Source organism: Massilia sp. YIM B02769 (assembly GCF_030411995.1).
Lineage (GTDB): Bacteria > Pseudomonadota > Gammaproteobacteria > Burkholderiales > Burkholderiaceae_D > Telluria.
This window is the reverse complement of sequence record NZ_JASNRC010000004.1, coordinates 213,131-238,928: the sequence shown is the minus strand read 5'-3', so window position 1 is coordinate 238,928 and position 25,798 is coordinate 213,131. Positions and strand designations below refer to the sequence as shown.

The window sequence follows — 25,798 nt, the reverse complement described above, 5'->3', positions numbered from 1 at the left end:
TTATCGTAAAACGCAACTAACAACTAACAAGGCGAATATTCATTCTTGATTGCAACTCCAACGCGGTATCGTATGATCTTCACGTTTATCGCAGCTGACAATCATCATGAAACAATACGAAGACCCGCTGGCGTTGGTCGATGTCACGCTCTTCACCATCCAGGAGGGGCGGCTGTCGCTATTGCTGGCCACGCGCAAGAACCGGGACGAGCCGTATTGCGGCGCGCTGGCGCTGCCTGGCGGCGTGATTCACACAGACAGCGACGAGAACGCCCAGGACGCCGCCAGCCGCGTCGTGCGCACCAAGCTCGGTGTCGATCCGCCCTACATGGAGCAGCTCTACACCTTCTCGGGCCGGCTGCGCGATCCGCGCCGCTGGTCGCTGTCGGTGGCGTATTACTCGCTGGTGCCGGAAAGCGTGCTGGAACAGACGCAGGTCGAGGGGCTGGAGTTCGTGCCGGCCGATCGCATTCCCGACCTGCCGTTCGACCACAACGAGATCGCCGCCATGGCCATCCGCCGCCTGCGCAGCAAGTCGACGTATTCGTCGCTGCTGACCTTCCTGCTGCCGGCGGAATTCACGATCCCCGAACTGCATGCGGTGTACGAGCAGGTGACCGGCTCGGCGACGAACATCGCGGCTTTCCGCAAGAAGGTATTGGACGAGGACATGATCGAGCCGACCGGCGAGCGCCGCAAGGGCGGCCAGCATCGCGCGCCCGACCTGTACCGGCGCAAGGAGAAGGGGCTGCAGGAACTGAAGCGGACAATCTAGTCCGCTCCTGAAAGAAGGCGCAGCCGATGGCCCCTGGACAGGACACATCGGCTGCGGCAGGACGCTTAGCGGAAGCTGTAGTTCGCGCTCACGTAGAAGCGGCGGCCGCGCGGGTCGGTGTAGCTCGGATCGTAGCCCGACAGGAAGTAGTAGGCCTGGTTCGAGTACGGCGGTGCGCGGTTGAACAGGTTCTGCACGCCGAGGCGCAGCTTCAGCTGCGGGTTGAATTCATACGCGCCGGAGAGGTCCCACAGCGAATACGATTTCACGCGGTTCGCCGCGACCACGCTGCCGTCGTCGATGTTGATCGCCGTGTTCTGGTCTTCGTAGCCGCTGGACCAGGTGTTCTGCAAATTGGCCGACAGCGGGCCCCGGTCCCAGTCCAGGCTCAGGGTATGGCGCCAGCGCTGCACCACGCCGTCGGTGACGAAGCGGTTCAGGTTACTCACGAAGGCATCCCCTGGCGCATTCTGGATTTTCGAGGACAGCACATAAGTGCCGTTCAGGCGTCCGCCGACGTTGCCGTAGGCGGTGTGGATGCCGCGTACCGTTACCGCCAGGTCGAGCCCGCGCGCCAGCTGGGCGCCGCGGTTTTCCTTGCGCAGTTCGATGTAGTCGATCAGCCCATCCTCGTCGCGGTAGACCAGGTCGCCGTACTTGGCCAGGTTACCCAGGATGATGTCGTCGCCGATCTCGCTGATCAAGTCGGTGCGCTTGATGTTCCAGTAGTCGAGCGAGGCATTCACGTGGCTGCCCAGCGCCGCCACCGCGCCCAGCGAGAACTGGCGGCTGCGCTCGGGTTTCAGGTTCTCGTTGCTGTAGCGGCGCGTGTCCCAGTTGTCGGCGCAGTCCGAGTAATTGTTGTCGACCGTGGCGCAGTAGACCGGATCGGGCAGGGTGGCCGTGCTGCTGTAGACCGTCGGGCGGTGCAATTCCGTCATGGTCGGTGCGCGGAAGCCGCGGCCGGCCGAGGCGCGCAGCAGCACGCCGGCTTGCGGGCGATAGCTCAGGCCGATCTTCGGGCTGGCCGCGCCGCCGACCTGCTCGTAATGGTCGTAGCGCGCAGACAGCTGGGCTTCCCACTGCCTGGCAAACGGCAGCAGCACCTCGCCGTACAGCGCTGCCACCTTGCGGCTGTCGCTGGTGGCGCGGCCGCCTTCGGGCGCGGCGTCGTTGTTGATGTTGTCGCTCAGGAGCAGTTCCGAGGGCGTGAAGCGATTCCGTTCGCGCCGCGCCTCGCCGCCGACCGCCACGGCCAAATCGCCGCCGTCCATCTTGCCGAGGGCGCGCGAGAACTTGAAGTCGAAGGAGTCGAGCGTGCCGCGCGCGCGGCGCACCACGTCGTTCACCTGGATGCTGTCGATCAGGGCCAGGCCTTCGGCGCTCGACGGGCCGAAGGGATTGATGCGGCCATCGAGGATTCCTTCCATCAGCTCGTTGTAGAGCACGTAGCCGTGGGTGTCCTTGTCCTTGACGGTATTGACGCTGTGGTTGAAGGCGGCGTCGTAGTCCCAGCCGGCCACGGTGCCGGTCATGCCGACCACGAAGCGCGTGGCTTCGCTGGTCAGTTCGCTGGTGCGCTGGCCGGCTTCGTTCAGGCGCATGCGCAGTTCCAGTTCGCCCGGATAATCGTCCTCGAGTTCTTCCAGCCCGTAGCCCGCCAGTTGCGGCACCAGGCTGTAGTCGATGTAGCCGGTCACGCGCGCGGCCGAGCCGGTGTACCAGGTCTTGGCGCGGCTCAGCGCCACCTCGGCATAGGCCTGGTGGCCGCCGCCGAGCTTCACCACGCCGCGGCTCAGCAGGCTGGACTTTTCCGATTTCGGATACAGCTCGGTGTCGCCCATGTAGTTATAGGTGCAGGCGTCCACGCCACCGGTACCGGCCGGCAGGTAGACATTCGCCGGCGGGTCGCAGTTCGGCACCGACAGATTGATCAGGCGGTTCGTGATCGGCTGGCCGTTGATGGTGAAGCCGCGTTCCTGCAGGCGCTCGCGCTGCAGCGAGGTCAGGCGGATGTTGGCCGGGCTGGTGTAGCCAGAGAGCAGGTGGCCGAGGCGCTGTTCGACCTTCAGGTTCGGGATGAAGGAACGCTGCGCGGTGCTCAGCGCGTTCGTGCGCTGGAAGTCGGCCACGGCGAACACGTTGTAGCCATCGGTGTCGAGCGCACCGAAGCCGGCGCTGAGGCTCAGGGTGCGCTTGCCGGCGCCGCCCTCGTCGGTCTTGCCGGCGTAGCCGCTCAGTTCCACGCCCTGGTAATCCTTGCGCGTGATGAAGTTGATCACGCCGCCGATGGCGTCGGTGCCGTACAGGGCCGAGGCGCCGTCGAGCAGTACCTCGACGCGTTCGAGCGCGGCGGCCGGGATGTTGTTCAGGTCGACGCCGCTGTCGTCGCCAGGCGAGGCGAAGTTGGCCATGCGGCGGCCGTTCAGCAGCACCAGGGTCGAGGAGGTGCCGATGCCGCGCAAATTCGCGCTGTTGAAGCCGCGCTGGTCGCCGCCGACGTTGATGCTGGCGCCGTCGGTCAGGCCGTTGACGTTGGCGGACACGCGGCCCAGCAGTTCGGCGGCGGTGGTGACGCCGGCTTTTTCGATCTCCTCGCGCGTCAGCACCTGGACCGGCAGCGCGGTCTCGGATTCGACGCGGCGGATGGCGGAACCGGTGACTTCGACGCGCGGCACCTCGCGCGCGGTTGTGGCAACGTCAGTGGCGGTCACATCCTGCGCGAATGCCGGTGCGGCCAGGGTGCCGCCAAGCGTCCAGGCGCCGGTGAGCAGCAGGCCGCGTACGATGCGCGCGCCTGCTTTCAGCTTGGTTTTCATTGTTTTTCCTTGGTTAAGACTTTGGCTCATCCGCGATATTAATGCGACGCCAGCTGGACAGGTAAAAAATGGAGATTTGGAAAGATATGTAGTAAAAAAGATACGCGACAGACGAGGTTCCCCTGAGCGAAAAATTGACAGCCGGCGCTGGAGCTGATCTCGCGCTTGCGGCCTCCGGCCTGCGCTGCTATCCTTTCCGGCTCAGCGAAAAACGGGCGTCCGAACAGGCGCACCGCGCACCACTTTCCCCCAGACTGACATCGCCGCCCGCCGGCGATTTTTGCATTCCGGGTCAGATACAAGATTTCCGACATGACCACCCGCCGCCATCCCCCCAACTTCAAGGACATCGCCGCACTCACGCTGCGCGTCTGGCGCGAAGCCGCCACCTTCTTTCTCAGCATCGAGCTGGGGCTGATGCTGCTCGTCGTTGCCGCCACTGTCGGCGGCGTCTGGCTTGCCGTCATGCACGACGTCCACAGCCTGCTCGCGTTTGGTTTCGCCATCGCCTATGTCGCCACTCGCGTCATGCTGCACGTCAAGCGCATCCTGAGCTGGCCGTTCATCTGAGAATGCGTTCCCAAGGCTGTTAAATACTCGGGTTCGTTAAGTAACCAACAGTGTCGTCCTGTTTCCGCGTGCAGACTGGTCAACCCGTTTGCGGATCGAACCGCCAATGGGTTTGACGCCAATCCACCAGGAAAGGAAATACATGAAAGCGCTCGTTTATAACGGTCCCTGCGACGTGCAGGTGAAGGACATGCCCGACGCCCGGATCGAAAAGCCGACAGACGTGCTGGTGCGCATCACCACCACCAACATCTGCGGTTCGGATCTGCACATGTACGAAGGCCGCACCAGCATGGAAACCGGCCGCATCCTCGGCCATGAGAACATGGGCGAAGTGATCGAGGTCGGCAACGCCGTCGACCGCGTGAAGGTGGGCGACATCGTCTGCCTGCCGTTCAACATCGGCTGCGGCTTTTGCGAGAATTGCGAGCGCGGCCTGTCCGGCTTTTGCCTGACGGTCAATCCCGGCACCGCTGGCGGCGCCTATGGCTTTGCCGGCATGGGCCCCTACAGCGGCGGCCAGGCCGAGCTGCTGCGCGTGCCTTATGGCGACTACAATTGCCTGGTGCTGCCGCCGGACGCCAAGGAAAAGGAAAACGATTACGTGATGCTGTCGGATATTTTCCCGACCGGCTACCACGCCACCGAACTGGCCGGCGTCAAGCCGGGCGAATCGGTGGTCATCTATGGCGCCGGGCCGGTCGGCCTGATGGCGGCCATGTCGGCCAACATCAAGGGCGCGAGCCAGGTGTTCGTGGTCGATACCCACAAGGACCGGCTGGCCCTGGCCGAGAAGCTGGGCGCGATCCCGATCGACGATACCGAAGGCGGCGGCGTGCAGCAGATCCTCGACATGACCGACGGCAAAGGCGCCGATTGCGGCTGCGAGTGCGTCGGCTACCAGTGCTGCGACAAGCACGGCAAGGAAGTGCCGAACCTCACCATGAACAACCTGGTGCAGACCGTCAAGGCGACCGGCGGCATCGGCGTGGTCGGTGTGTTCCTGCCGCAGGACCCGGGCGCCCACGACGCGCTGGCGAAGGAGGGCAAGCTCGCCTTTGACTTCGGCAATTTCTGGTTCAAGGGCCAGCGCATCGGCACCGGCCAGGCCAACGTCAAGCACTACAACCGCTACCTGGCCAAGCTGATCCATGCCGGCAAGGCGAAGCCGTCGACCATCATTTCGCACGAGCTGTCGCTGGGCGAAGCGCCGAAGGCCTACGAGCAGTTCGACAAGCGCGCCGAGGGCTGGACCAAGGTCGTGCTGAAGCCGGGTAAATAAGCACGAAACGGGGCCGGCCGATCGCTGCCTGCCTCGCCATCGGGTAAGATGGAGCGTCGCTCATCTTGCCCGTCCCTGCATGGAATTTCGCCAGATTCACTACTTCATCTCCCTGTACGAAGAGGGCACCGTCACGCGCGCCGCGCACCGGCTGAACATCGTGCAGCCGGCCCTGAGCATGCAGATCAGTAAGCTGGAAGACCACTTCGGCCAGAAGCTCTTCGAGCGCACCAAGCAGGGCATGGTGCCGACCGCCGCCGCGCGCCAGATGTACCGCCTGTTCCTGCCGATCATGCGCGACTTTTCGAATGCGCAGGCGCAGATGCTGAGCAGCGAGGGCGAGATCCGCGGTCACGTGAACATCGGCATGATCGCCTCGATCACCGAGGGCGTGCTGGTCGATACCCTGAGCGAGTTTTCAAACAAGTACCCGCAAGTGGGTGTGACGGTGAGCGACGGCTATACCAGCACGCTGACCGACTGGGTGGCCGGCGGACGCCTGGACGCGGCCATCGTCAACAAGCCGCGCCGCCCGCTGGCGCTGGACGTCGAGCACATCATCGACGAGGAGATGGTCCTGATTACAGGGCCGGGGTTCGCGGTCAGCCTGCCGGCGAACCTGACCTTGCGCCAGTTGCCGTCGCTCGGGCTGGACCTGGTGCTGCCGAGCCGCGGGCATGGCTTGCGCAGTAACATCGACAGCTTTGCCGAAGCCGAGAACATCGAGCTGGTGCCGAAGTTCGAGATCGATTCGCTGGTGGCGACGGTGAACCTGGTCGAGCGCAACCAGGTGGCGACCATCGTGCCGCGCGTGGCGGTGCACAGGCAGCTGGCCAGCGGGGCGCTGCGGGCGTATCCGATCGTGTCGCCACGGCTGGTGCGGCGGGTGGTGAGCGTGTCGCATCCAAGGCGGCCGCTCAATCCCGCGACGAAACTGTTTATCTCGATGCTGGCGGCGAATATGCGCCTGCGCGCACCGGGTGAACGGCCACCGGAATGATTTCGTACGGTGGGCACTCCGTGCCCACGCGGTTACGTGCATATCCTTGCACTACGTGCGGTGAATTGTCGCCCGCTAGCGCCGAGCCAGGCCAGGCCAGGTAATGCGGATTCGTGGCCGTTGCAGCTTGTGCGAGCGATGCCTCGCTGCTGCGGACTGCGGGACCGTGCGTAACCGCGTGGGCACGGAGTGCCCACCGTACGGTTGAGGTTGCGGTTACGTCGACGACGCGAATGACCGAAGGATGCGTGGTTCGTCGGCCTTACACCAGCCCGGCGTTGCGGAAGATATGCTTGGTCTCGAGGAAGTCGGCCAAGCCCTCGTAGCCATGCAAACGCCCGATCCCGCTACGCCGATAACCGCCCGTCTCCGCTTCCGCAAACAAGCGGTTATGGTCATTGATCCACACCGTCCCGTTGCGCAGCGCCCGCGCCAGGCGCATGCCGCGGTCGCCGTCGGCCGTCCACACGCTGGCCGACAGCCCGAACACGGTATTGTTGGCACGCGCCACCGCTTCCTTCTCGTCCTCGAAGCGCTCCAGCACCACGAACGGACCGAAGATCTCGTCCTGGGTGAAGAAGGCATTCGCATCCGCATGCGCTACCAGCGTCGGCGTCAGGAAGTGGCCGTTCGCCAGCTTGCCCGCACCGCGCCCGCCGCGCAGCACGACCTCGTCGCAGTTCTCCAGCGCACGCTCGACGTCGCGCGATACCCGCTCCAGCGATTCGCCATCGATCAGCGGCCCCATGCCGGCACCCGGTGTGTCCCCGGGCGCCACCAGGATGGATGACAAGGCCGCCTTCAGGGCGCCTTTCATCTCCTCGTAGCGTGAGGCATGCACCAGCACCCGGCGCGCGGCCGTGCACTGCTGGCCCGAGATGATGGTGGCGGCCGTCGCCAGCCGCTGCGCCACCTTGCCAATATCGGCATCCGGAAACACCAGGCAGCTCGACTTGCCGCCCAGTTCCAGCGACAGCTTCTTCATGGTCGGCGCGGCGGCCGCCATGATGCGCTGGCCGGTCAGGTTCGAGCCGGTGAAGCTGAGCACATCGACCTCGTTCGAGGCCACCAGTTCCTGCGCCACCTCGCTGCCGTTTTCCAGCACCAGGTTCAGCACGCCGCGCGGCATCGACTCGACCGCCGCCAGCTCGCGCAGCACCTGGGTCGTGATCTGCGCGGTCTGGTGCGCCGGCTTGATGACGACCGTACAGCCGGCGGCCAGGGCCGGCGCCAGCGAGCGGATCAGCAGCACGACCGGCGCATTCCACGGAATGATCAGGCCCGCCACGCCGGCCGCCTCGCGCAGCGTGGCCGAATAGGCGCCTGGCTCGACTTCCATGAAGTGGCCCGGCATGTGGCGCGTGAGGCCCGCGTAGTAGCGGATCTCGGAAATTGCGCCGGCCATTTCGCCGCGCGACTGCGCCAATACTTTACCGTTTTCCTGGGTCAGCAGGGCGGCCAGTTCGGCGCGCCGCTCCAGGCGGTCGGCCCAGGCCAGCAAGACCATCTGGCGCAGGCGCGCGTCATGCGCCCACAGCGAATGCTCGAAGGCCCGGCGCGCGGCGGCGATGGCATGCCTGGCTTCGGCCACGCCACTGGCGGCATAGGCGCCGATGACGCTGCCATCGGCGGGGTTGCGGCTCTCGCCGGTCGCGCCGCCGGCCGCGCCTTGCCACTGGCCGTCGATGTAGTTGAGGGCGTTCAGGGTGCTCATGGTCGGCCGGCTCCTTGGATCAGCTGCCGTTGAAGACTGGCGGACGCTTGGCGTGGAAGGCCTCGACGCCTTCGCGGAAGTCGTTCGACGAACGCAGGCGGCTGTAGCAGTGGCCTTCCAGCTCGATCGCCACCGACAGCGGCGAATCCTCGGTGTCGTTCAGCAGCTTTTTTGCTGTCCGCTGGGCCAGCGGCGAGAAGAAGCGCAATTCGTCGACCAGGCGGTCGGTGGCCGCTTCCAGTTCGGCGTCGGGCACGATCTCGGTGGCCACGCCCCAGTCGTAGGCTTGCTGGCCGGGGATGCGGCGCGAGCGCATCACGATGTCCTTGGTGCGGGTGATGCCGACCATCTTCTGCAGGCGCGCCGAGCCGCCCGAGCCAGGGATCTGGCCCAGCTTCTGTTCCGGCAGCGCGTAGAAGGTGGTGTCGGTGACGATGCGGAAGTCGCAGGCCAGCGAGATCTCGAAGCCCACGCCGAAGCAGAAGCCGCGGTTCGCCGCGATGACAGGTTTGCTGCAGCGGGTCGGCGCGGCGATATTCCAGGCCAGCTTCGACACGTGTTCCGGGCTCGCTTCCAGGAAGCCGCGGATGTCGCCGCCGCTGGAGAAGTGCTGGCCCTCGGCGCGCAGCACGATCACGCGCACGCGCTCGTCGGCGTCGAGCGCCTCGAACACCAAGCGCAGCTGCTCGCGCTGGGGCATGGTGATGATGTTGAACTGGCCGTTCGAGAGCACGATGTCGGCGCGCTGGCGCTCGGCGTCGATCTCGACGCGGAAGTTGACGAGGTTTTCGAGCAGGGTCTGGGCCGGGTGGTTCAATTGGGTCATGCTGTTCTCCTGATGTTATTGGTGGTGTTCGGTATGGTGTGTCTTGTTCATGCCTTCCCAGCGCCGCACCAGGCCCGCGTGGGGAAGGTCGAAAAGGTCGAGCAGGCGGCCGACCGTATGGTCGACCATGTCGTCGAGCGAATCGGGCCGGGTATAAAAGGCCGGCACCGGCGGGAAGACGATCCCGCCCATTTCGGTCACGCTCGTCATGTTGCGCAGGTGCGCGAGATTCAACGGGGTTTCGCGCGCCACCAGCACCAGCCGGCGGCGTTCCTTGAGCATGACGTCGGCGGCGCGCGAGACCAGGTTGTCGGCCAGGCCGTGGGCGATGCTGGCCAGGGTCTTCATCGAGCAGGGCGCCACCACCATGCCGGCCGAGCGGAACGAGCCGCTGGCGATCGTGGCGCCGATGTCCTTCACGTTGTGCACCACGTCGGCCAGGGCCTCGATCTCGCTCTTGCGCATGTCGAGTTCCTGCTGGGCCGTCATCACGCCGGACGACGACATCACCAGGTGCGACTCGCAGGCGCCGCTCTCGCGCAGGGCCTGCAGCAGGCGCACGCCGTAGATGGCACCGCTGGCGCCGGTGATGGCGACGACCAGGCGCGGCTTGTTCATGGACGCACCTTGGCTTCGTGCCAGTCCACCGTGGCGCCGCGCACGATTTCCCGGTCGAGATCGATCTCCAGCTCGCCCGGGATGCGCACCTTGGTGAACACGTGGCCGCGGTAGGCCACCGGCTTGGTGGCGTCCAGGCCCATCTTGGCGCTGATACCCTGCAGGTGCGGCGGCGCGACTTCGTCCTCGCCGTAGTCGTGGCCGATCGTGGTCGAGGGGTCGAGCGCCGAGCCCTGGGCGCCGGCGATCACGATCAGATCGCGGTCGGCCTGGAAGCGGGTGGCCACGGCCCACTCGACCTGCTGCGGATCGTGCACGTCGACGTCGTCGTCGACGATGGTCACCTGCTTGATGTCGTAGTGCGTACCGAACGCGCCGAGGATCACGTTGCGCGGCTCGCCTTCGCGCAGCTTGCGGAATTTCACGAACAAGTGATACCGGCCGACGCCGCCCACCGACAGGTGCACGTCGAGCACGCCGGGGAAGCTGCGCTGCAAATGGGCCAGCATGGTCGCCTCGCGCGGGATCGAGCCGAGCAGCAGGTGCTCCATCTCGGCCGGCACGATGGTGTGGAAGATCGGGTTGGCGCGGTGAGTCACGGCCGTGACTTCGATGACCTCGCGGTTCTCCCTGGCGCTGTAGTACTTCGGGAATTCGCCGAACGGGCCTTCGGGCTCGCGCAACTGCGGCAGCAGCTTGCCTTCGATGACGATCTCGGCATTTGCCGGTACGCGCACCTCGCTGCCCAGGCATTTGCTTACTGCCAGCGGTGCGCCGTGCAGGGCGCCGGCGATTTCCAGCTCGTCGTGGTCGATCGGGGTGATCGCCTGCGAGGCCAGCAGCGTGAGCGGATCGGCGCCGATCACCACCGCCACGTCCAGCGCCTGGTTCTCGGCCTCGGCCGCTTTATAGAATGCCAGCAGGTGGCGCGGCAGCATCAGGATCGCCATGCGGTCCTTGCCGTGCACCTGGATGCGGTTGATCGACACGTTCTGGATGCCGGTCACGGGATTGCGCGCGATGACCAGGCCGGCCGTGATGTAGGGGCCGTTATCGTGTTCGCTGTGGGTCGGGATCGGCAGCAGGGCGTGCAGGTCGACGTCGGTGTGCACGACCTGCTGGCAGGGCGCGGAACCCGGCTCGACTTCGCGCCAGGGCAGGGGGTTGTCGGCCGCATGGCGGAAGGCGGCCAGCAAGCCGGCCTGCTCGACGCCCATCGCTTCGGCGATCCAGGCGCGGCGCGAGATGAAGCCTGAGACGACCGGAATCGCATGGCCGTCGGGTTTTGGAAAATACGCCGCCTGGCTGCCGTCGAGGCGCTTGGCGATGGCCGCCAGGGTGTGCCTCAAAGGCACGCCGTCGCGCAGCACGGCCAGGCGCTTCGTTGCTTCCAGGTGCGCCAGCCATGTGCGCAGGTCGCGTGCCTTGGCCGGGGTATCGAAATGTTGCGCGTTCATCAGACAGCTCCCTTGTCGTTACCCGGCAGGCTTTCGTATTCGCCCGCCACCAGCTTGCGGCGCAAGATCTTCCCGACCGGCGATTTCGGGATCTCGCGCACGAACACGTATTCGCGCGGGCGTTTGAAGTTCAGCAGGTCGGAGGTGCGGCAGTGTTCGTTCAGCGCTTCGGGCGTGGTCTCGCCACGCGTCTTCACGAAGGCGACTACCTTCTGGCCCCAGCGCTCGTCCTGCAGGCCGGCCACCGCCACTTCGTCCACGGCCGGGTGCAGGGAGAGTACCGATTCGATGTCGACCGGCGAGATGTTCTCGCCGCCGCTGATGATCATGTCGTCCATGCGGCCGGTGACGAACAAATCGCCATCGGCGTCGATGTAGCCGGTGTCGCCGGTGAAGTACCAGCCGTTCCTGATCGACTTCGCATTCGCGTCGTCGCGGTTCCAGTAGGCCTCGAAGGCTTCGTCGCCTTCCAGGTCGCAGATGATCTGGCCTTCCTCGCCCACGGCCACCGTTCCTTCAGGCGAGCTGGCGGTAAGCGGCACCACGCGGATGCGGGTATTGATGCCGGCGCGTCCGGCGCTGCCGGCCTTGCGCGTGGCGTCCTGGTCGATGGTGAAGGTGTAGACCTCGGACGAGCCGTAGTGGTTCACGAACAGCTCAGGATGGAAGGTATCGGTCAGGCGCTTCAGCAAACCATCCTGCATCGGCGCACCGGCGAAGCCGAGTTTGGTGACCGAGGAGATGTCGGCCCCGTTCTTTTCGCGCCAGGCCAGCATGTCGTGGTACAGCGTCGGCACCAGGTACAGGCAGGTGATGCGGTCTTGCGCGATCGAGTGGAAGGCGGCGGCGCAGTCGAACTTGGGCACGCAGACGAACAGGCCGTCGACCAGCGCCATCGCCAGCAGCGAGCGCACGCCCATGGTGTGGTACAGCGGCATCACCCCCAGGGTGCGCTCGCCGCGCTTGTACAAATTCTGGGCCACGTGGCCGAGGGCCGCGGCGCGCTCGGCACGGTGGCGGCGCGGCACGCCCTTTGGTTTACCGGTGGTGCCCGAAGTGTAGAGCATCAGCGACACGTCGTCGGCCGTCGCTTGCAGGATGGGCGACGCCGGCACGTTTGCCAGCAGCTCGGCAAAGGCGGTGGTCCCGGCGCTGTCGCGCACGGCGCCGATCGTGATGCGCGGCAGGGCCATCGCGGCCGGGCTGCCTTTCACGGCGTCTTCGCTGATTGGTTCATAGGCGACGGCGCGCGCATTCGCGTCGAGCGCGCAGTACTCGACTTCCTCGGGCTTTGCGCGCCAGTTGAGCGGCGTCGCGATCACGCCCAGGAATTGGCAGGCCCAGTGCAGGGTCGCCATCTCGATGCGGTTCTGCAGCACGACGAGCAGATGGTCGCCGCGTTGCAGGCCAAGCCCGGCCAGGCCGGCGGCGGCGCACTGGATGCGCTCGTACCACTGGGCATAGGTCAGGCGCTGCTCGCCGTCGACCACGGCCAGCGCATGCGGGCTGCGTTCCACGCTTTGCAGGAAGGTGCGTCCAAGATCCAGCACGATGTTCTCCTCTATTGTTGTCGTCTTTGTTCGTCGGCTCAGGCGTCCACGAGACGCGCCTGTTCGGCAGGGCCGATAGCGGCGTGGCCGGCGGTATCCGGGGCGAGGGCGGCGCCGTACGGCCGGCCGAGGCGTTCGGCGGCGGTCTCCAGCACCGCCTTCACGATGTTCGTGTAGCCGGTGCAGCGGCACAGGTGGCCCGACAGCATCTCGCGTACTTCGTGTTCGCTCGGGTCCGGATTGCGTTGCAGGTAATCGGTGCAGGACATCAGGATGCCCGCGGTGCAGAAGCCGCACTGCAGCGCGTGGTTGCGGCGGAAGGCTTGCTGCAAATCGGATAGTCCCTCGATATCCTTGTTCAGGCCCTCGACGGTATCGACCTTGCAGCCTTCGGCCTGCACGGCCAGGGTCATGCAGGAGCGACCCGCCACGCCGTCGATGTTCACGGTGCAGGCGCCGCAGACGCCGTGTTCGCAGCCGACATGGGTGCCGGTCGCGCCCAGTTCGTGCCTCAGGAAGTCCGACAGCAGGGTGCGCGGTTCGCAGGTGCCGCTGCGCTGCTGGCCATTGAGTACCAGGTGGATGCGTACGACATCGTCTTTACGGTAAGTCTTCATCATTGAGCCTTGTCGATTGCGGCGCGGCCCAGGTGGCGCACCAGTTGACGCCGGAATTTGGCCGAGGCGTGGTGATCGTCCTTTGCCCCGAGTTCCCAGGCGAAGTCGTTGATGGCGGCGTCGAGGTCGGCGCCATCCAGGCGCGGCCAGGCGCGCACGACGGGGCGGTCCGAGACGCCGCCGACGGCCAGGCGGATGCCGTCCGGCTTGACGACCGCAGCCACCGCGCACACGGCGAAGTCGCCATGGCGGCCCGAGAACTCATCGAAGGCGTAGCGCACGCCGGCTTGCGCCAGCGGGTAGCGCACCTCTTCCACCAGTTCGTCCTGGGCGCGCGCCGTCATCAGCATGCCCTGGAAGAAGTCGGCGGCCGCGACCACGCGCCGTCCACGGCCGCTGCGCAGCACGACTTCGCCCTCCAGCGCCAGCAGGGCCAGCGGCAGTTCGGCGCTCGGGTCGGCATGGGCCACCGAGCCGCAGACCGTGCCGCGGTTGCGGATCTGGAAGTGCGAAATATGCGGGAAAGCCTGGGCCAGCAGCGGCACTTCGTTCTTCAAGCCAGGGCGCCACTCGACGCTGCCCTGGGTGGCAGCGGCGCCGATTGCCAGGTGCTTGCCATCGACACGCACGTAGTTCAGGTCCGGCACGCGCGAGATGTCGATCAGGACGCTGGGCTGGGCCAGGCGCAAGTTCAGCACCGCCATCAGCGACTGGCCGCCGGCCAGGATGCGCGCGTCGTCGCCGGCCTGGGCCAGCATGGCCACCGTTTCCTCGGCGCTGTCGGGACGGGCGTAATCGAAAGCTTGCGGTTTCATCGTTGACCTCCAAACAGGGCCAGCAGGCGTTGCCAGAGGCTGCGTTTCTTGACTGGTACAGGGGCGCTGCCGTCCGCCGTGGCGGGGCCGCCGGCTTCGCGTCCCAGCTGTTCGAACAGCTGGTTCAGCACGATCTTGGCCGCGCCTTCCAGCATGCGACTGCCTACCGCCGCCACCTTGCCCGACACTTGCGCGGCGTAGTCGTAGCGCAGCAGGGTGCCGCCGCCCACAGGCTCCAGCGTCACCAGGCCGCTGCCGCTGGCGCTGCCCACCGAGGACAGGCCGGTGCCGGCCAGGCGCAGGCTGCGCGGCGGATCGAGTTCGGACAGGGCTACCTCGGCGGCATAGCGCGCCTTGATCATGCCCACGCCCACGGTGACGTCGGCGCGGTAGCGGTGTTCGCCGACCGGTTCCAGGGCATTGCAGCCGGGGATGACTTTCGCCAGTGCTTGCGGGTCGAGCAGGACGCGGAACACGGCGTCGGGCGAAGCGTCGAGTTTCACTTCGCCGCGCGCGGCCAGCGACTTGCCGCCCTTGGCCGGCCTGGTTGCCGCGCTGTCGGCAGCGGCGCCATCAGCCGGCGCATCGGCCGTCAGGGGCGAATACGCGGGTGCGGCGGGCGCCACCTTGGCCGCTGGCGAGGGCGGCGGCTCGTCGCCGCCGATCAGGTCCATCACCTTCGACGGCGTCAGCGGCAACACGATGTCCTTCACGCCCAGCGCGTCGGCCACGGCATTGCCGATGCAGGCCGGCGTGCTCATGTTGTTGCCCTCGCCCAGGCCCTTGGCGCCCAGCGGCGTGAAGGGCGAGGGCGTTTCCATGTGCAGGATGCGCGGCTCGGGTACTTCGCAGGTGGTCGGCACCAGGTAGTCGGCAAAGGTGCCGGACTGGAAGCTGCCGTCTTCGCCGTAGCGGAATTCTTCCATCAGCGCCGCGCCCAGGCCCTGGGCAAAGGCGCCGCGGATCTGGCCGTCGGCCAGTGCCGGGTTCAGGATCTTGCCGGCGTCGTGGGTGGTCACGTAGTCGTCGATGCGTATGCGGCCGGTATGGCGGTCGACTTCCACGGCGCAGACATCGAAGGCGAAACCATACGCGGCCGAGGTATTCACGCGGTCCTGCTCGTCCGGCGCACCCAGCTGCGGCGCGGTCCAGAAGGCGGTTTCGCGCAGGCCCGGTTCCACGCCGGCCGGCAGCAGGGCCGGCGCCCAGTGCGGGCTGGCGGCCATGCGCAGGAAGGGCAGCGACTTGGCCGGATCGGCTTTCGCGTACACCTTGCCGCCTTCAAAGACGATGTCGGCTGCATCCACGCCCAGCTGGGGCGCGGCGATCGCGGCCAGCTTGTCGCGCAATTTGACGGCCGCCAGGTGCACGGTGCCGGCCACGGCGCCGGCGAAGCGGCTCGAGTAGTTACCGGCGGCGACCGACCAGGCATCCTTCTGGGTATCGAATTCCACGTTCACGGCCACGCCGTCGGGCACGATGCCGAACACGTCGGCCACGACCTGGGCGCAGACGGTGCGGTGGCCCTGGCCGGCCGGGGCCGAGGCGATGGTCACGTTGACGCCGCCGAGCGGGTCGATGGCGACGCTGGCCGAGGCGATGGCGCCGTTCTTCGGGCCGGCCTTGGCGCGCGCTTCCTTCGGCAGCACGGTGGTGATGTAGCCCATGTTCGAGATCGAGGGCTCGACGATGGCGGCGAAGCCGATGCCGTACAGGCGGCCTTCGGCACGCGCTTGATCCCGCCGCGCATACAGTTCGGCCAGGCGGCCTTCGCCCTGCACCAGTTCCAGCGCGCCCCCGTAGTTGCCGGAGTCGATCAGGGCGCCGGCCGCCGCTTGATAAGGAAAGGCATCGGCCGGGATGAAGTTGCGGCGATACAGCTCGACCGGGTCGATCCGCAGTTCGACCGCGATGCGCTGCATCAGGCGTTCCAGCGCAAAGTAGACCTGCGGGCCGCCGAAGCCGCGCACCAGGCCGGCCGGGGTCTTATTCGTCAGCACCACGCGGTTACGCACCAGCAGGTTCGGGATCGCATAGGCGCCGGTCAGGCAGCCGTGCATGCGGTAGAAGGTGGCCGGTTCCGGCGCGCGCAGGTAGCCACCGCAATCGTCGAACTGGTCGTAGTCCAGGGCGGTGATGCGGCCGTCGGCTTCGACGGCGGCGCGGATGGTCGACTGGCGGTTCGTGGCCGAGGTCAGGCCGGCCAGGTGTTCGAGGCGGTCCTCGACCCATTTGACGGGGGCGCCGGCCTTGCGCGAGGCCAGGCACATCAGCACCGCGTACTGGAACACGGCATGCTTGACGCCGAAGCTGCCGCCGGAATCGCGGAAGGTGCGGTGGCGCAGCTTGTGGCCGGGCACGCGCAGGGCCAGGGCCATCACGGTGTGCAGCGAGAACGGGCCCATGAAGTTGGAGGCGACGTCGTAGCCTTCTTCCTCGGACTGCCATTCGGCCACCACCACCGCGCCTTCGATCGGCGTGCACGAATTGCGCGGGTAGCGCACCGTGAGTTCGACCGTGTGCGGGGCGTTGGCAAAGGCGGCTTCCGGCTCGCCATAGCGGAACGAGCGGTCGCTGACCACGTTGCTGCCCACGCCTTCGTGCAGGATGGCGGCGTCGGGCAGGATGGCCTCGTCGATCGAGGTGACCGGATCGAGCGGGGTGTAGTCGGCGACGACCAGGTCGGCCGCATCCTCGGCCAGGTAGCGGGTGTCGGCCACCACCACGGCGACCGGTTCGCCGACGTAGCGCACGCGGTCCACGGCCAGCGCCCACATCTCCATCGGCGCCTTGACGCCGACCACGAAGGGCTTGGACCAGTCGCGGATATCAAGCCCCGTGAGGACGGCGCGCACGCCCGGGGCGGCGGCGGCACGGGTGATGTCGATGCCGTTCAGGGTGGCGTGTGCATGCGGGGAGCGCACCACCACGGCTTGCAGGGTGCCGGGCTTGACTCCGACGTCGTCGCCGTACTGGCCGCGGCCGGTGAGCAGCGAGGCGTCTTCGATGCGCTGCATCGGGCGGCCGGTGTAGGGCTTGTCGCCGGCATCCTGCCCGGGCGCGTGGTGGAGCTTCATTTCCATGCGTTCGTGTCTCCTGCTGTGATGCTTTTTTGTTTAAAACGAGTATAGGGAGCACATCGCATCACGACAAATAATGAATAATGAAGTTATCCATCAAAAATTGTGATGCATCGCGCATGGTGCGGCCGAACGCAGCCGCACTCCTGCTTATTGCCTTGCCTCGTCGCGCGCCTCGACGCCGAGCGTGCGCTTTTCTTCCTCGCCCATCCCGGCATGCCCGCTGCCATGGAACAGCGTGCGCCACACGCCTTTCTTCAAATCGCTGGTGCCGAACAGCGCATCGCAGATCGGGAAGGTCAGGTTGAAATTCCGGGTCGCCATCAGCTCCGGATGATGGTGGATGACGTGCATGCGGCGCACCGTGTTCACCAGCGGCAGGCGGTCGAGGAAAGGACTGTCGACCACGTGCGATGCCGTGTGCAGGGCTTCGTACATCAGGAAGTAGGCGGCCATGGTCGTCATCGCGATGTAGCCCGCGTTGGCCGACCACAGCCAGCCCACCAGCAGCGCCGGCGGCAGCGCCGCCAGCACGAACATCACCGGCGCGAACGGCGGGAACAGCAGGGCGCGCCATTCGCGCTGGCCGTCGTACTCCAGCGTCACGTGGGTGAAGAACTGGTGGTGCACCGCGCAGTGCCGCTTGTAGACGGCATTGAAGTACTTGCTCGGGCGGTGCAGCAGGTAGCGGTGCGCCGCCCACTCGGCCCAGTTCCCGAACAGGAAGATGGGCAGCGCGATCAGCCACTCCTGCCAGCGCACGTTCTCGAGCTGGAACAGGCACCAGGCGATCACCCCGCCCGTGAACAGCAGGGTGAAGCCGAGGTGCATCTCGCCCCGGTACCAGCTCGGGGTGGATGCCACGTACTCGTTCCGGAAGCGGTAGGAACGTTCATGGATCTTTTGGTCTTTCGCATGCATGGCAGGGTCTCCTTATGCGATCCAGGCTCAGTTTCAACCCGAGGTTCAGGCTTGCGCCGCCGGTTCTTCGTCCAGCTTGCCGATGGTCTCGGGCACGATCAGGGCGCCGATCAGGAAGATCACGCTGATCGCGCCCAGGAACAGGGCCAGCGACATCGGCACGTCGGTCGGCATCGGCGAGGCCAGCGACACGAAGGTCGGCAGCACGCCGCCGATGGCGAAGCCGATGTTCCACGAGAGGCCGGTGCCGGTGGCGCGGATCGTGGTCGGGAAGCGCTCGTTCAGGAAGATCAGGATCGGCGCATAGCCCATGCTGCCCAGCATGGAGAACACGATCACGTAGAAGCCCAGGGTCACGGGGTCGGTCACGCCCGGCATCATGAGGGCGATCGCCGGCAGCAGGATCAGGCGCAGGATGCCGACCCAGACGAAGGTCTTCTTGCGGCCGATGAAGGTGCTCAGGTGGCCGGTGGCGATCGAGGCGACGATCACGCCGATACTGGCCAGCATCAGGATGAAGCCCGCCGTTTCGGCCGGGGTGCCGTTCACCACCTTCAGGTAGGTCGGCAGGAAGCCCGAGGTCAGGTAGTAGCCGGCGCCGCCGCCGATGGTCAGCAGCAGGTTGACCAGCAGGATGTTGCGGTACTGGCCGGTGAACAGGGTGCGCACCGGGTTCGCCATCGGGGCGCTGGCAGCCTTGCTGCGGGCCTTGGCTTCCTGCAGCTTCTTGAACATCGGCGATTCTTCCAGTTTGCCGAAGATGGTGATGCCCAGCACCGCGCTGATGATCCCGGTGAAGAACATGCAGCGCCAGCCCCATTCCTCGAACTGCTCGCCGGGGAAGGCGGCCGACAGCGCGTAATAGGCGATCGAGGCGAACAGCGCGCCCAGGCCGGCGCCGCCGCCGCCGATCAGGCCCGACACCGCTCCGCGCCAGCGCGGCGCCACCGATTCGGTGCCGATGGTGTGGGTCGCCGCGACCACGCCGCCGACGAACACGCCCTGGATCAGGCGCAGGACGATGAACAGGATCGGCGCGGCGACGCCGATGGTGGCCACCGTCGGCAGCAGGCCGAAGGCGGCGGTGGACACGCCGACGCCGATCATCGAGGCGATCATCGCCGCCTTGCGGCCCTTGCGGTCGGCGTACGACCCGAACAGCGCCGAGCCGAGGGGACGCATCAGCAGCGTGACGCCGAAGGACGCGTAGACCGCCGCCAGCGACAGCATGGCGTGCTCGGACGGGAAGAACAGCTTGCCGATGATCGGCGCCACGAACAGCAGGATGAAGAGGTCGTAGAGGTCGAGCGACCAGCCGATGCACGAGGCAACCACCGCCCTGAGCGTGTGACGGTTGTTCTCGCGCTCGGTGAGCACGGTTTGATTGGTGAGCACAGCCATGTTTGTCTCCTAGGTATGTGTGATCACGGCGCCAGCGACGCCGTGGATGCTGCGGTTGCTTCCGTCCAGCCTGGCCCGCGGCTTGTATCCAGCCGCTTGTTCAGCCGCTTCGTCAGCCTTTATTCAGCCTTTATTCAGCCAGGGCGGCCTGGTCTTCCCGGCGCTGCGTATGCCGTCCTGCCAGGATGGCGTCGGCGATCTTCTCGGCCATCATGATTGTGGGGATGTTGGTGTTTGCCGACGGCAGGCGCGGCATCAGCGAGGCGTCGACCACGCGCAGGCCGCGCACGCCGTGCACGCGTCCCTGGCTGTCGGTGACGGCATCGCGCTCGCCCGACGGCCCCATGCGGCAGGTGCCGCTGGCGTGCCAGACGCCGAACACGCTCTTGCGGATAAAGGCGTGCAGCGCGGCTTCGTCAGCCAGCAGGGCGTTCATGCGCTGGCCGCCGGTGACGAAGCGCTCGATCAGCCATTGGCGCAGCGGCGCCGGCACGTCGAGGGCGGCGCCGAGCACCCGCGTCAGCAGGGCGTTGCTGGGGCTGTGGCGGCTCAGGGCTTTGACGCGCGCGGAAAAGGCGGCCGGGAAGAAGTCGCCGGCGTGCTTGTGCAGTTCGCTGCCCTGGACCACGGCGGCCAGGCGGCGCACGCCGATGGCCATGCGCTGCAGGTCGCGTTCGTCGGACAGGAGATTGAGTTCGACGTCGGGCGCGGCCAGCGGATCGTTTGACGCGAGCCGCACCTGGCCGCGCGAATACGGGCGGTTACACCACAGGAAGAACAGGCCGAGGCGGTTGCCGAGCGCATGCCAGGCGGCGCGCGTGGCGCTCGACAGATACATGTCGGCGTTGTCGCAATCGTCCAGGTTGGAGGAAAAACGCGCCGCCGTCATGCTGGCGCGGCGGCGACTGAGGGGCATGCGGAATTCGGGCGCCAGAAAATGGCAGAAGGTCAGGGCCGGGTGGTCCTGCAAATTGCGGCCGACGCCGGGCAAATCGGCCACCACGCGGATGCCGAGGCTGGACAGGGCGGCGGCATCGCCGATCCCGGCCTGCAGCAGCAGGGTAGGGGACTGCAGGGCGCCGGCCGAGAGGATCACTTCGTTCGCGTTGTAGCGCACGCGGGTGCCGGCGCTGTCGATCGCGCTGACGCCGCACGCGGCAGCGTTATTGGTCAGCACACGCTCGACGCGCATGCCCGACAGGATGGTCAAATTCGGCCGCGCACGGGTGACGGCATCGAGGTAGCCGACGGCGGTGGAGACGCGCTGGTCGTCGATGTTCGAAAAGGCGGCCGGAAACAGGCCATCGCCGAATGCGCCGTTCTGGTCTTCCAGATAGGGCAGGCCGGTGCGCTTCAGGCCATCGGCAAAGACGTGGCAGAAGCGCGGCCAGTTGTCGGGCCCGATGCGGCGGATCGGCACCGGGCCGGCGTTGCCATGCAAGGGCGAACCGCCGAAGTCGAGATCGCGTTCGAGCTTGCGGAAGTAGGGCAGCACCTCGTTCCAGCTCCAGCCGGCGGCGCCCTCGGCGGCCCAGGCATCGTAGTCGCGCGGCAGGCCGCGATTCGCCGCCTGCACGTTGATGCTGGAGCCGCCGCCCATCACGCGGCCCTGTTCGTACACCTTGAGCGGCGAGGCCGCGGTGGCTTTCGCCTTCAGTTCGGGCCAGATGAAGCGGTCGCCGCAGAACAGCGGCATCGGGTAGCTGTCGAGGATTTCGGCCGGCACCTGGCCGGGTGGCGTGTCAGCGCCGGCTTCGATCAGGGCGACGCGCACGCCGGGGTCGGCGGACAAGCGGTTGGCCAGCACGCAGCCTGCCGAGCCTCCGCCCACGATCAGGTAGTCGTAACGTTGTTGCGCCGTCTCCACGTGCGTCTCCTTATGTCTGTTGCAGGATTCGTATGGCCAGATTCACCATCGCACTGCTTTTATGACTGAAGGGTAACGCAGGACGGTCATCTATTCTAATAATGTTTGTTTATGCGTAATATCAGAAAAACTGATGCAAGCAGCTCGCCTGGTGTGCCGGCTTTCCGGCGTCAAGCGTGGGTGAGGAGGAAACGGCCAGCCTCGTCGATGATGTGCGCGGTCTGGTCGCGGTGCGGCGAATGGCCGCAGTCCGGCAGCACCAGCACCTCGGCCTGGGGCAGCAGGCGGGCGATGCCGTGCACCTGCTCCAGGGTGCCGTATTCGTCGCCTTCGCCCTGGATCGCCAGCAGCGGCGCGGTGATGCGCGCCACCTCGGCGCGGATGTCCCAGCTGCGGAAGGCCGGGTCGAGCCAGACGTCGTTCCAGCCCCGGAAGGCCGAGTCGACGTCGTCGTGATGGCGCGCGAGGCGCTCGCGCAGGGGACCATGTGTGTACGCGTCGCGCGCCTGGCGGATGGACGCCACGCCGATCTCCTCGACCAGGATGTGCGGCGCCATCACGATCACCCCGCTCACCGGCGCGCGCGCCGCATGCAGCAGGGCGATCGAGGCGCCGTCGCTGTGGCCGAACAGCCAGGGGCGTTCGATGCCCAGTTGGGCCAGCAGGGCCGGCAGCACTTCCCAGGCCTGGCTGTGCATGAAGTCGTGCGGCAGCGGTTCGTCGAGCGGACGCGCCGTCGAGCGGCCATAACCGTAGCGCGAAAACACCAGGCCGCGCAGGCCATGGGCCTGGCAAAAACGCTGCGGAAAGTCGCGCCACAGCGAGACCGAACCAAGCCCTTCGTGCAGGAAGACGACAGTCGGGTGATGGGACGCGGCGGCGCCGACCCAGGTGATTTCGTGGCGCACGGTGCGGCCGCGCCAGGCGATATCGGCAAACAGGATGGCTTGGTCGGAGGTGGCAGGCATCTGGAGGGGTGGTTGTCAATACAAGGGCGGCGCCAGGCGCGAAGTGCGCGGCGGCGAGCCGGAAAATTCTAGCACGGCAATAATCTTCCCGATTTCCATGCCGTGCGCATGGCGGCGCTGGTAAATCGGATACCTTGCGCAATTCAGATACCGTTCGGTATAATTCCCGCCCTTTTCAAGATTCCGTCTCCCATGCCTGCTTCATTCTCCCTGCGCGTCGGCGTCTCGGCTTGCCTGCTTGCCCTGAGCGCCTGCACGCTCGGTCCCGATTTCCAGCGGCCCGCATCCATGCCGGCCATCGCGTCGTTCGCGACCGCATCAAGCCAGACCGGCGCCGCCGTCTCCAGCAATACCGTCGAAGCGGCCATCGATCCGTCCTGGTGGACGCTGTTCCAGGACCCGGTCCTGGTCGAACTCGAACGCGAAGCCATCGGCGCCAACCTCGACCTGCAGGCCGCCGCCGCACGCGTCGCGCAGAGCCGCGCCGCCTTGCAGGTGAGCGGCGCCGCGCTGCTGCCGCGGGTGGATGCCGGCGCCTCGTATGCGCGCCAGCGCGCCAGCGGAAAGGGCACCAACGCCCTCAGCGGCGCCACCGACCAGCACGCGTTCAGCCTGTCGCAGGCCGGTGTCGACGCCAGCTGGGAACCCGATTTGTGGGGCCGCGCACGGCGCCTGCAGGAATCGAGCGCGGCGCAGCTGGAAGCGGCCGGCTTCGATGCGGCCGCGATGCGCGTGTCGCTGACGGCCGAAGTGGCGCGCGTCTACCTGGAACTGCGCGGCGTGCAGAACGACTTGCGCGTGGCCCGTTCGAACAGCGAGATCGCCGCGAAAAGCCTGCACGTGGCCGAGCGCCGCCGCAGCCAGGGCGTGGCCACCGAGTTCGACACCTCGGTCGCGCGCGCCCAGCTGGCCAGCTTCGAAGCCGCCATTCCCGAGCTTGAGGGGCGCGGCGCCGCCCTCGGCAACGCATTGGCTTTGCTGCTGGCGAAACCGCCGCGGGCCCTCGACGCCCAGCTGGCAAGCGCCGCCGAGCTGCCCGGCTTGCCGGCCCGGGTGCCGGTCGGCTTGCCGTCCGAGCTGGCGCATCGCCGCCCGGACATCCTGCGCGCCGAAGCCCAGCTGCATGCGGCCACCGCGCAGATCGGCGCGGCCCAGGCCGATTTTTATCCGAGCATCAGCCTCACCGGCAGCGTCGGAGCGCAGGCCTTGTCGTTCTCGCAGCTGGGCGACTGGGGTGCGCGCCAGTTCGCCATCGGCCCGACCCTGCACCTGCCGATTTTCGAAGGCGGGCGCCTGAAGGGCAATCTCGCCCTGACCGAAGCACGCCAGCAGGAAGCGGCGATCGCCTACCAGCAGACGGTATTGAGCGCCTGGCATGAAGTCGACAACGCCTTCTCACACTACCGCCGCGTGCAGCAGCGCGCCGCGCAGCTCGACGTGGCCGTGCTGGAAAACCGCCGTGCGCTGACCCACGCCGAGCGCCGCTATGCACAAGGCGCGGCCGACTATCTCACCGTGCTGGTGACCCAGCAGCGCCTGCTCGACAGCGAAAACGCCGCCTCGCGCGGCCGTACCGACACGGCCCTGGCCATGGTGGCGCTGTACAAGGCACTCGGCGGCGGCTGGGCGCCGGCCGAGAATGCGGGGCAGCAGGGATGATGCAGCACTGGACCTCCTCCATTGAATCGGACCTGCCGCTCTGGGTGCGCGATCTCGACGACGACACCTACGGCGTGCACCACCGCCGCCTATGTGTATGGGCCGACGAATTCGACGGCCGCTGGCACTGGGAAATCCAGACCTGGGACGATACCGGCGTGGCCGGGCAGGGCGTTGCCGCCAGCCGCGACGAAGCGATGCTGCTGGCCGATGCGGCCGCGCGCACCCTCGCCGGCACCCAGGGCGGGGAGGCGGCATGACGACGCACGCGCTTCCCGTGCCCGGCGTGCCGGCCGCCGCATCCCCGGCGAGCAAACCCGCCGCTGCGCCAGCCGTTCATCCTTTCGGTGCGCGCCTGCTGACCGGCGTGCTCGGCGTCTTCGTCGCCGCCATGATGTCGGGCCTGAACAGCCGCATCGGCGGCCTGGCGCTCGCCGACATCCGCACCGCCTTCGGCATGGGCGTCGACGACGGCAGCTGGGTCAACAGCCTGTACGCCGCCTTCGAACTGGCGGCGATGCCGTTCTCGGCCTGGTTCGCGGTCACGTTTTCCTTCCGCCGCTATCACCTGGCGGTGGTGGCGACGTTCGCGCTGCTCGGCATCCTGACGCCGCTGGCGCCGAACGTTGCGATCCTGCTGGCGCTGCGCTGTTTGCAGGGGCTGTTCGGCGGCCTGCTGATTCCGGTGCTGATGGCGGCGGCGCTGCGTTTCTTCCCGCTGCCGCTGCGCCTGTACGGCCTGGCCCTGTATGCGATGACCGCCACCTTTGCGCCGAACGTGGCCACCTGGCTGTCCGGCACCTGGACCGACAGCCTGCATGTCTGGCAACTGCTGTTCTGGCAGACGATCCCGCTGGCGCTGTTCGCGCTATGCGCGGTGGCCTGGGGCATTCCGCAAGATCCGGTGCGCCTGGAGCGCTTCAAACAGGTCGACTGGATGGGACTGGTCACCGGCTTCATCGGCCTGGTCATGCTCGGCATCGGCCTGACCCAGGGCGAGCGCCTGGACTGGTTCAACAGCCCGCTGGTGTGCTGGCTGTTCGGCGCCGGGGGAGGGCTGCTGGCCATCTTCCTGCTGTGCGAATGGTTCCACCCGATGCCCTTCATTAAATTGCAGCTGCTCCATCGCCGCAACCTGGGGCTGGGCTTTGCCATCTTCGTCGGCCTGCTGGTGGTGCTCCTGTCCGGCTCGCTGCTGCCGGCGAATTATCTTGGCCACGCCTGGCACTTCCGCACGCCGCAGCTGGCCGTGATCGGCCTGGAAGTCGGCCTGCCGCAATTCGTGCTCGGGCCGGCCGTGTCCTGGCTGCTGTACAAGAAGTGGGTCGACGCGCGCCATGTGTTCGCGGGCGGCCTGGTGCTGATCGCGCTGTCCTGTTTCGCCGCTTCGCGCGTCACGCCCAGCTGGATGGCCGACCAGTTCGTATTGGCCCAGGCATTGCAGGCCTTCGGCCAGCCGATGGCCGTGATCGCGCTGCTGTTCCTCGCTACCAGCGTGGTGCAGCCGATGGAAGGGCCGCAAGTGTCGGGCATCGTGAATGCCCTGCGCGTGCTGGGCACCCTGATCGGCAGCGCGCTGGTCGGCCGCCTGCTGGCGGTGCGCGAAGCGATGCACGCCAATGTGCTGCTCGATACCGCCGCGAATGTGCGGCGCCTGGCCGGGGCTTTAGCGCCGGAGCAGCTGCGCGACGTGGCGCAGCGTGTCTCGCACCAGGCCTTCGTGCTGGCGATCGGCGACAGCTACCTCGTGCTCGGGGTGCTGGCGCTGGCGCTGGTGCCTTTCGTGCTCATGCTCCAGTACATCGCGCCGCCGGCCCTGCCTCCCACACAACATTAAATACAAACAGCATCATCAAGGA

At 66.9% G+C, this 25,798-nt stretch carries 20 protein-coding genes; 7 read left to right on the top strand and 13 right to left on the bottom strand.

Annotated features, from left to right (window positions below; all coding sequences use genetic code 11):
* The first annotated feature begins 106 nt into the window (after nt 1–106).
* A complete protein-coding gene (locus QPK31_RS08330; protein WP_290422489.1) occupies nt 107–775 on the top strand; it encodes an NUDIX domain-containing protein in 669 nt (222 codons plus the stop codon).
* A gap of 65 nt (nt 776–840) precedes the next feature.
* On the opposite strand, the gene QPK31_RS08325 is transcribed toward QPK31_RS08330, so the two are convergent.
* A complete protein-coding gene (locus QPK31_RS08325; protein WP_290422488.1) occupies nt 841–3,594 on the bottom strand; it encodes a TonB-dependent receptor in 2,754 nt (917 codons plus the stop codon).
* Nucleotides 3,595–3,906: 312 nt separating this feature from the next.
* On the opposite strand from QPK31_RS08325, the gene QPK31_RS08320 reads away from it, so the two are divergent.
* From QPK31_RS08320 to QPK31_RS08310, 3 genes are all read left to right on the top strand, one after another.
* The gene (locus QPK31_RS08320) at nt 3,907–4,164 is read left to right on the top strand and encodes a hypothetical protein (RefSeq protein WP_290422487.1); all 258 of its coding nucleotides are present in this window, start codon (nt 3,907–3,909) and stop codon (nt 4,162–4,164) included.
* A gap of 142 nt (nt 4,165–4,306) precedes the next feature.
* Nucleotides 4,307–5,446 (top strand): glutathione-independent formaldehyde dehydrogenase, encoded by a 1,140-nt coding sequence (locus QPK31_RS08315; protein ID WP_290422486.1) that lies wholly within the window; start codon nt 4,307–4,309, stop codon nt 5,444–5,446.
* Between the two features lie 79 nt (nt 5,447–5,525).
* A complete protein-coding gene (locus tag QPK31_RS08310) occupies nt 5,526–6,446 on the top strand; it encodes a LysR family transcriptional regulator (RefSeq protein WP_290422485.1) in 921 nt (306 codons plus the stop codon).
* A 262-nt stretch (nt 6,447–6,708) separates the two neighbouring features.
* Here the strand turns inward: QPK31_RS08310 and QPK31_RS08305 are convergent, their stop codons facing one another.
* The 12 genes from QPK31_RS08305 to QPK31_RS08250 all read right to left on the bottom strand — a co-directional run bounded on the left by QPK31_RS08305 (nt 6,709) and on the right by QPK31_RS08250 (nt 22,280).
* Nucleotides 6,709–8,160: an aldehyde dehydrogenase family protein gene (locus QPK31_RS08305; protein ID WP_290422484.1), complete on the bottom strand. Its 1,452-nt coding sequence runs from the start codon at nt 8,158–8,160 to the stop codon at nt 6,709–6,711.
* 19 nt (nt 8,161–8,179) lie between these two features.
* Nucleotides 8,180–8,986 carry an enoyl-CoA hydratase/isomerase family protein gene (locus tag QPK31_RS08300; RefSeq protein WP_290422483.1) on the bottom strand — a complete coding sequence of 269 codons (807 nt, stop codon included), beginning with the start codon at nt 8,984–8,986 and terminating at the stop codon, nt 8,180–8,182.
* 15 nt (nt 8,987–9,001) lie between these two features.
* Nucleotides 9,002–9,604 (bottom strand): UbiX family flavin prenyltransferase, encoded by a 603-nt coding sequence (locus QPK31_RS08295; RefSeq protein WP_290422482.1) that lies wholly within the window; start codon nt 9,602–9,604, stop codon nt 9,002–9,004.
* A complete protein-coding gene (locus tag QPK31_RS08290) occupies nt 9,601–11,061 on the bottom strand; it encodes a UbiD family decarboxylase (protein ID WP_290422481.1) in 1,461 nt (486 codons plus the stop codon). Before QPK31_RS08290 ends, QPK31_RS08295 begins: the two co-directional genes overlap by 4 nt.
* A complete protein-coding gene (locus QPK31_RS08285; RefSeq protein WP_290422480.1) occupies nt 11,061–12,611 on the bottom strand; it encodes an AMP-binding protein in 1,551 nt (516 codons plus the stop codon). Before QPK31_RS08285 ends, QPK31_RS08290 begins: the two co-directional genes overlap by 1 nt.
* Before the next feature lie 38 nt (nt 12,612–12,649).
* Nucleotides 12,650–13,228, bottom strand: coding sequence for a (2Fe-2S)-binding protein (locus tag QPK31_RS08280; RefSeq protein ID WP_290422479.1), 579 nt, complete (start codon nt 13,226–13,228; stop codon nt 12,650–12,652).
* The gene (locus QPK31_RS08275; RefSeq protein ID WP_290422478.1) at nt 13,228–14,043 is read right to left on the bottom strand and encodes a xanthine dehydrogenase family protein subunit M; all 816 of its coding nucleotides are present in this window, start codon (nt 14,041–14,043) and stop codon (nt 13,228–13,230) included. Before QPK31_RS08275 ends, QPK31_RS08280 begins: the two co-directional genes overlap by 1 nt.
* Entirely contained in the window at nt 14,040–17,126 is a 3,087-nt protein-coding gene (locus QPK31_RS08270; protein ID WP_290422477.1) for a molybdopterin cofactor-binding domain-containing protein, read from the bottom strand. The genes QPK31_RS08275 and QPK31_RS08270 overlap by 4 nt, the downstream gene beginning before the upstream one ends.
* A 147-nt stretch (nt 17,127–17,273) precedes the next feature.
* Complete coding sequence (locus QPK31_RS08265; RefSeq protein WP_290422476.1) at nt 17,274–18,044, bottom strand: sterol desaturase family protein; 771 nt, start codon at nt 18,042–18,044, stop codon at nt 17,274–17,276.
* A 45-nt stretch (nt 18,045–18,089) separates the two neighbouring features.
* Nucleotides 18,090–19,445, bottom strand: coding sequence for an MFS transporter (locus tag QPK31_RS08260; RefSeq protein WP_290422475.1), 1,356 nt, complete (start codon nt 19,443–19,445; stop codon nt 18,090–18,092).
* Between the two features lie 130 nt (nt 19,446–19,575).
* Nucleotides 19,576–21,312: a GMC family oxidoreductase N-terminal domain-containing protein gene (locus QPK31_RS08255; protein WP_290422474.1), complete on the bottom strand. Its 1,737-nt coding sequence runs from the start codon at nt 21,310–21,312 to the stop codon at nt 19,576–19,578.
* Nucleotides 21,313–21,482: 170 nt separating this feature from the next.
* The gene (locus tag QPK31_RS08250; protein ID WP_290422473.1) at nt 21,483–22,280 is read right to left on the bottom strand and encodes an alpha/beta fold hydrolase; all 798 of its coding nucleotides are present in this window, start codon (nt 22,278–22,280) and stop codon (nt 21,483–21,485) included.
* 192 nt (nt 22,281–22,472) lie between these two features.
* Between QPK31_RS08250 and QPK31_RS08245 the strand changes: the two genes are divergently transcribed.
* From QPK31_RS08245 to QPK31_RS08235, 3 genes are read left to right on the top strand one after another with little or no spacing between them, the layout of a single operon-like run.
* Complete coding sequence (locus tag QPK31_RS08245) at nt 22,473–23,939, top strand: efflux transporter outer membrane subunit (protein WP_290422472.1); 1,467 nt, start codon at nt 22,473–22,475, stop codon at nt 23,937–23,939.
* Nucleotides 23,939–24,199, top strand: coding sequence for a hypothetical protein (locus QPK31_RS08240; RefSeq protein WP_290422471.1), 261 nt, complete (start codon nt 23,939–23,941; stop codon nt 24,197–24,199). The genes QPK31_RS08245 and QPK31_RS08240 overlap by 1 nt, the downstream gene beginning before the upstream one ends.
* Entirely contained in the window at nt 24,196–25,776 is a 1,581-nt protein-coding gene (locus QPK31_RS08235) for an MFS transporter (protein WP_290422470.1), read from the top strand. Before QPK31_RS08240 ends, QPK31_RS08235 begins: the two co-directional genes overlap by 4 nt.
* Nucleotides 25,777–25,798: the final 22 nt, after the last annotated feature.

What these genes read in the sequence shown, in the direction of transcription:
- QPK31_RS08310 (WP_290422485.1), top strand. Translation starts at nt 5,526, where the DNA reads ATGGAATTTCGCCAGATTCACTACTTCATCTCCCTGTACGAAGAGGGC.
- QPK31_RS08295 (WP_290422482.1), bottom strand. Translation starts at nt 9,604, where the DNA reads ATGAACAAGCCGCGCCTGGTCGTCGCCATCACCGGCGCCAGCGGTGCC.
- QPK31_RS08240 (WP_290422471.1), top strand. Translation starts at nt 23,939, where the DNA reads ATGCAGCACTGGACCTCCTCCATTGAATCGGACCTGCCGCTCTGGGTG.
- QPK31_RS08320 (WP_290422487.1), top strand. Translation starts at nt 3,907, where the DNA reads ATGACCACCCGCCGCCATCCCCCCAACTTCAAGGACATCGCCGCACTC.
- QPK31_RS08235 (WP_290422470.1), top strand. Translation starts at nt 24,196, where the DNA reads ATGACGACGCACGCGCTTCCCGTGCCCGGCGTGCCGGCCGCCGCATCC.
- QPK31_RS08315 (WP_290422486.1), top strand. Translation starts at nt 4,307, where the DNA reads ATGAAAGCGCTCGTTTATAACGGTCCCTGCGACGTGCAGGTGAAGGAC.
- QPK31_RS08265 (WP_290422476.1), bottom strand. Translation starts at nt 18,044, where the DNA reads ATGCATGCGAAAGACCAAAAGATCCATGAACGTTCCTACCGCTTCCGG.
- QPK31_RS08300 (WP_290422483.1), bottom strand. Translation starts at nt 8,986, where the DNA reads ATGACCCAATTGAACCACCCGGCCCAGACCCTGCTCGAAAACCTCGTC.
- QPK31_RS08305 (WP_290422484.1), bottom strand. Translation starts at nt 8,160, where the DNA reads ATGAGCACCCTGAACGCCCTCAACTACATCGACGGCCAGTGGCAAGGC.
- QPK31_RS08275 (WP_290422478.1), bottom strand. Translation starts at nt 14,043, where the DNA reads ATGAAACCGCAAGCTTTCGATTACGCCCGTCCCGACAGCGCCGAGGAA.
- QPK31_RS08270 (WP_290422477.1), bottom strand. Translation starts at nt 17,126, where the DNA reads ATGGAAATGAAGCTCCACCACGCGCCCGGGCAGGATGCCGGCGACAAG.
- QPK31_RS08260 (WP_290422475.1), bottom strand. Translation starts at nt 19,445, where the DNA reads ATGGCTGTGCTCACCAATCAAACCGTGCTCACCGAGCGCGAGAACAAC.
- QPK31_RS08245 (WP_290422472.1), top strand. Translation starts at nt 22,473, where the DNA reads ATGCCTGCTTCATTCTCCCTGCGCGTCGGCGTCTCGGCTTGCCTGCTT.
- QPK31_RS08330 (WP_290422489.1), top strand. Translation starts at nt 107, where the DNA reads ATGAAACAATACGAAGACCCGCTGGCGTTGGTCGATGTCACGCTCTTC.
- QPK31_RS08290 (WP_290422481.1), bottom strand. Translation starts at nt 11,061, where the DNA reads ATGAACGCGCAACATTTCGATACCCCGGCCAAGGCACGCGACCTGCGC.
- QPK31_RS08325 (WP_290422488.1), bottom strand. Translation starts at nt 3,594, where the DNA reads ATGAAAACCAAGCTGAAAGCAGGCGCGCGCATCGTACGCGGCCTGCTG.
- QPK31_RS08250 (WP_290422473.1), bottom strand. Translation starts at nt 22,280, where the DNA reads ATGCCTGCCACCTCCGACCAAGCCATCCTGTTTGCCGATATCGCCTGG.
- QPK31_RS08280 (WP_290422479.1), bottom strand. Translation starts at nt 13,228, where the DNA reads ATGAAGACTTACCGTAAAGACGATGTCGTACGCATCCACCTGGTACTC.